Source organism: Roseovarius atlanticus (genome assembly GCF_001441615.1).
Taxonomy (GTDB): Bacteria; Pseudomonadota; Alphaproteobacteria; order Rhodobacterales; family Rhodobacteraceae; genus Roseovarius; species Roseovarius atlanticus.
On sequence record NZ_LAXJ01000042.1, the window covers coordinates 1 to 3,692 of the forward strand.

General features: G+C 61.9%; 4 protein-coding genes. 2 read left to right on the forward strand and 2 right to left on the reverse strand.

Annotated elements, in window-relative coordinates; genetic code table 11:
- Window positions 1–45: 45 nt before the first annotated feature.
- Both oxc and XM53_RS22125 read right to left on the reverse strand, forming a co-directional pair.
- Window positions 46–1,818, reverse strand: coding sequence for an oxalyl-CoA decarboxylase (gene oxc / locus XM53_RS22120; RefSeq protein WP_201455474.1), 1,773 nt, complete (start codon window positions 1,816–1,818; stop codon window positions 46–48).
- A 53-nt stretch (window positions 1,819–1,871) separates the two neighbouring features.
- Window positions 1,872–2,579: a GntR family transcriptional regulator gene (locus XM53_RS22125; RefSeq protein WP_057796968.1), complete on the reverse strand. Its 708-nt coding sequence runs from the start codon at window positions 2,577–2,579 to the stop codon at window positions 1,872–1,874.
- Window positions 2,580–2,882: 303 nt separating this feature from the next.
- Here XM53_RS22125 and XM53_RS22130 point away from each other — a divergent pair, with 303 nt between their 5' ends.
- Together XM53_RS22130 and XM53_RS22135 are read left to right on the forward strand one after the other, a co-directional pair.
- The gene (locus tag XM53_RS22130; RefSeq protein ID WP_057796969.1) at window positions 2,883–3,419 is read left to right on the forward strand and encodes a hydrolase; all 537 of its coding nucleotides are present in this window, start codon (window positions 2,883–2,885) and stop codon (window positions 3,417–3,419) included.
- Between the two features lie 29 nt (window positions 3,420–3,448).
- The coding region (locus tag XM53_RS22135; RefSeq protein WP_328586708.1) for an ATP-grasp domain-containing protein at window positions 3,449–3,692 on the forward strand (244 nt) is incomplete at its 3' end.

Below are 3,692 nucleotides of genomic sequence, written 5' to 3' on the forward strand. Positions count from 1 at the left end.
CCAGGATCTTGATGCCGTCCAATGCTTTCATGGTCTCTCTCCCGCTCAAATCTTCTTGGCCTGGGGGTAGCGCGCCTGCGCCACCACCGAGGACGGGTTGAGGTTGCCGATATTGCCGCTTTCCTTGCCCGCTGCGGGGTCGATGGCGGCGTTGATCAGCGTCGGTTTGCCGGAGGCCAGCGCCTCTTCGATGGCCTGGCGCAGCTCGTCGGGGTTCTTGGCCCAGACACCTACGCCGCCGAAGGCTTCCATCATCATGTCATAGCGGCTGTCCTCGACGAAGACCGTGGTGGCCGGATCGTCGCCGCCGCCCCAGTTCTCGCCATCGCCGCGATAGATGCCGTTGTTGTTGAAGATCACGATGCAGACCGGCAGCTTGTAACGGCAGATCGTCTCAATCTCCATGCCGCAGAACCCGAAGGCGCTGTCGCCCTCGACGGCCAGAACCTGCTTGCCGGTTTCCACGGCGGCGGCCACGGCGGCCCCCATGCCGATGCCCATGACACCCCAGGTACCCACGTCGATGCGGTGGCGCGGCTTGTGGATGTTCACGATAGAGCGGCACATGTCCAGCGTATTGGCGCCCTCGTTCACGAGGATGGTCTCGGGCCGCTTGTTGACAGCCTCCTTGATCACGCCGAGCGCTGCGAAATAATCCATCGGATCGTTGTTGTTCTGCAGCTTGTTGGCCATCTTCTCCATGTTGGCGGTGGCCTTGGTGTTGACCTGGTCCAGCCAGTCTTTCGGCGGTGCGATGCCTTCGCTTTCCAAGGCGTCGATCAGGGCCTGCGCGCAGGACCCCACATCGCCAACCAGCGGAGCGGCAATCTCGACGTTGCTGTCCATTTCCTCGGGGTCGATGTCGATCTGGATGAACTTCTTTGATCCCGGCTCGCCCCACTGCATGCCCTTGCCGTGACTGAGCAGCCAGTTGATCCGCGCGCCCATCATGATGACGGCGTCTGATTCCTTCAGCACCAGCGACCGCGCGGCGGCGGCGCATTGCGGATGCGTGTCAGGCAGGATGCCCTTGGCCATCGACATGGGCAGGAACGGCAGGCCGGATTTCTCGACCAGTTCCTTGATCACGTCGTCGGACTGGTCATAGGCCGCGCCTTTGCCGATTACGATCAGGGGTCGTTTTGCCTCTTTCAGAACGTTGACGGCGCGCGCCACCGATTCTTTCGACGGGGTCTGGCGCGGCGCGGGGTCGATCACCTTCACCAGGCTTTTCTTGCCTTCTTCGCCATCCATGATCTGACCTAGCATCGCGCCGGGTATATCGAGGTAGACCCCACCGGGACGGCCCGAAACCGCGCTGCGGATGGCCCGCGCCACGGCGATACCGATATCCTGCGCATAGTTCAGGCGATAGGCGGCCTTGCAGAAGGGACGCGCCATCGCAAGTTGATCCATCTCCTCGTAGTCGCCTTGGGCGAGGTCCACGATCTCGCGCTCCGACGAGCCCGAGATCAGGATCATCGGCCAGCAGTTCGTCGTGGCATTGGCCAGCGCGGTCACGCCATTAAGGAAACCCGGCGCCGAGACGGTCATGCAGACGCCCGGCATCTTGGTCAGGAACCCGGCAACAGAGGCGGCATACCCCGCGTGCTGTTCGTGCCGGAACGAGATCACCCGCATCCCCTGCGCCTGCGCATACCGCCCCAGGTCCGTAATCGGGATCCCCGGCACATTGTAGATCGTCTCGATCCCGTTCAGCTTCAGCGCGTCGATCAGAAGATGAAACCCGTCGGTCAGCGTTTCCGGAGCCGTCTCGGCCCGCGCGACGAGGTCATCGGTCATCTGGGTCACACCCATGGTCTTCCTCCCTGTTCGAGGCCCCGTTCGGCCCCTTTAGTACTCATTCCCTGTTAGCTGGCCTTGGCGCCTCCCGCGCCGACAGCCAGTTCGAAATTGCTCCATGTGCGACTGACGTGGGTGTGCAACCGCATGGTGTGCTCTCGGACGAGACGTTCGGACAGATCGGCATCCCGTGCCTCGATCGCCTCTATGATCTCGGAGTGATCGACGACCGACCGCCGCACGCGGTTGCCCTCGCCCATCGCCCGGACGCGCACCGCGTTCATGTGCAGAAAGAGGCCATCAGCCATCTTCCGCAGCATCGTGCAGCGCGAAATCTCGAGGATGCGCTGGTGAAAGCGGATGTTGTCGTCGGAATATTCCGAGATGCGCGTGTCGGCGAGCTCGTCGTTGTACTTGGCCGCGATGGTGCGCAGGCTGGCGATTTCGCGGTCCGTCGCGTGTTCGCAGGCCAGCCGCGCGGCCATGCTTTCCAGCGCGGCCCAGGCCACGATCATGTCCAGGATGTCGTCCAGGCTCTTGCGCTGCACGAAGACACCCTTGCGCGGCTGAACCTCGACCAGGCCGTCACGCTCCAGACGGGCCACGGCCTCGCGCAGGGGTGTCCGGGACACGCCCAGCTGCTCGGCCAGGTTGCGCTCGTCAAGGCGCAGATCAGTCGCGGCATCGTAGATGTTCATCTCGGTGATCGCAGTCCGAAGCATTTCGTAGACGTGGTCCTTCAGCGTGAAGTTCGAAGGCACAGGTTTCAGCTTCATGCGCCCTCTCCGATCTCGTGTTGCGCGGCGTCATTCGTGACGTTGGTATACCATACACAGCATACCTGACTCGACAAACGATTTTTCGGTTCTGCACAAAAAATCGCCGGTTTCGGGCGCATTTCACACCTGAAAATTCACATTAAATCATTGATCTGACGCAATTTATTAAGTCTGAAAAAATCTTCCCGAACCATCAGCCTAGCTTATCAAGGATCGAAATCCCGCAGGTTGCGATAAGGAAGAATTGCTGGTATCTGGTATTCCACACGGTCACAGCACCGAGCCAGAAAGGACCTGTTTTTGCTTATCCGCGCCGACGAATCAGCCCTCATCGTCATCGACATGCAAGAGCGTCTTGTCCCCGCGATGCAGGCTCCGGCCCGGACGATTCGCAACACCCGGACGCTGTGCGCCGGGGCGCGCGAGATGAGCATTCCTATCGTGATGACCGAACAATATCCCAGAGGCCTTGGCAAGACCGTGCCCGAGCTGGAAACGCCGAACGCCACAGTGCTGCCCAAGATGCACTTCTCGTGCATGGAAGACGAGGGATTCGCCGCACATTTCCGCAGCCTGGACCGCAAGCAGGCCGTGATCGCGGGGATGGAGGCGCATATCTGCGTGGTCCAGACCGCCGCCAGCCTGATCGAGGATGGCTACGAGGTTTTCGTGGTCTCCGACGCCACCGCCTCGCGCACGCTGGAAAGCGAGGCGGCCTGCATCGCCCGGCTGAGCGCCTGTGGCGCCGGCATCGTGACCACGGAAATGGTGGTGTTCGAGTGGCTCGGCCGCGCCGGGACGCCGGAATTCAAGAACATGTTGCATCTCATCAAGTAGACAAAAGCATCGGGAGGAGCTTTGAAACTATGAACATCCACGAATACCAGGCGAAGGCCTTGCTGCGCTCTTACGGGGCGCCTGTATCGGACGGGCGTGTCGTTTTGCGCGCGGAAGAGGCGAAGACGGCGGCGGGGGAGCTTGACGGCCCCGTCTGGGTGGTCAAGGCGCAGATCCATGCGGGCGGCCGCGGCAAGGGCAGCTTCAAGGAGGAAGGTGCCGGCGACGCGGGCGGCGTGCGCATCACCAAGTCGGTCTCCGAGGCCGCCGAGG